The 1463-nt window shown below is 43.5% G+C and carries 2 protein-coding genes; one reads left to right on the plus strand and one right to left on the minus strand.

The window, feature by feature from the left end:
- On the plus strand, positions 1 to 502 hold a 502-nt coding region (locus tag AB4507_RS21835), incomplete at its 5' end, for a hypothetical protein (RefSeq protein ID WP_372183364.1).
- 158 nt (positions 503 to 660) lie between these two features.
- Here the strand turns inward: AB4507_RS21835 and AB4507_RS21840 are convergent.
- Positions 661 to 1463, minus strand: an 803-nt coding sequence (locus AB4507_RS21840; protein WP_372183366.1) for a cytochrome c family protein, incomplete at its 5' end; no start/stop codon positions are given.

Genomic DNA, 1463 nt, shown 5'->3' on the forward strand with positions numbered 1-1463 from the left:
TATTAATAATGGCGAATATAAGTGGGTGACTACGGATCTATTCGATACCGATAATGACGATAAAATTATTGAACATTGGGATGTGATTTCTGCCTTCGAAGCTCAACCAACGGAAGGGGAAGGTCGACTGCAAGGGCCAATCAATCATACTGACCTAGGTAAAACAGAAGAGAATAAGAACCTTATCCGTGATTTTTTATGTGATGTCATGGTACTAGGGCAGAAAGACAAGCTATCAAAGTATCTCCAGCACGAAGAGCTAGCCGTTTATCAAGCCTCAGATGTGAGCCCTTTAGATAGCTATATTGGTGGCTATGACCAAGTGTTCAAGATTGTCGGTCAAGGTAACTTCGTAGCAGCTTACAGCCGAGTTATTGATAATGGTCTCGAGGTTGCGCGTTTTGATCTATTCCGAGTTGAGGGCGGCCAAATTAAAGAGATATGGGTAAACCAAGAGCCCGTGCCACCAAAAGCAGAATGGGTAAATGGCGGAAAGTTCTAGAGTCGCTTTAAGGGGATGGCTCGGTTATCGGCTTATGAGAGGTGAGTGTGAAAGACCTTCACTTTCCGCCAAAATAGTTAAGCGAATACGCCGCACACTTTGGCGTATTCGCTATCGGATCTTCAATGAGTTTGGCTCTTTGAATTCGCCCCAAACAGCTAATTTAACGAACTTAGATAGTCGACTAACGCTTGTTGATCCTGAGTATTTCGTAAGCCTGAGAACCCCATATATGTGCCTGGAATCAGAGTTTTAGGTGATGCAATAAATTGCTTTAGCAAGGGTTCCGTCCAAACCTTATGGCTGCCAGAAAAATCGAGGATGGCTTTAGAGTAGTTGTTATAGCTGTCATCTGAAGCCACTTTACGACCAACAATTGAATTCAAATTGGGAGCAGTGGTCGAGCTGTCTGAATGACACAAGCTACATTGTGAGTAAAGCTGGCGACCTCGCTCTACACTATTTTTCGGTAAGTTTTGATCGCCAACTGCGGTATATTTGTTGCGAATACTGAGTAGAGATTGAGACTGTTCATCTGTTAATGATGCTCGTACTTTGAGCATGGCCATCGCTTGGCTCCAGGTCATGCTGGCTTCAACCTTTCCGACCTCACGACCATATCTGAGTACATTTTCGGTCTCAATCGACTGACCATTTTGTGCGACTTCTAAGTTGCGCATTAGGTTTCCGCGTTGCTCGATAAAACGATTAAACTCATCAATATTACTTTTGGCAGCCTGTTCCAGTACCTTTCGTTGATCTGCAGTGAGTAATGACATTACCTCTTTAGATACTTGGCCTCGTTTAACCCCGTGATTAGAAGCCATTCTTAAGCTTACAAAACCAAAGTGCTGGCTAGGTTTTCCCACTACCTCGAAGTCATTAAACGTTTCACTACCTGTAGACCAGCTTAAGAAGCGAGCTGCGAGGTTGGTTAGCTCTTTTTTGTCATTTTTATTGA

It is taken from the genome of Vibrio sp. 10N.222.54.A3 (assembly GCF_041474095.1).
GTDB lineage: Bacteria > Pseudomonadota > Gammaproteobacteria > Enterobacterales > Vibrionaceae > Vibrio > Vibrio crassostreae_C.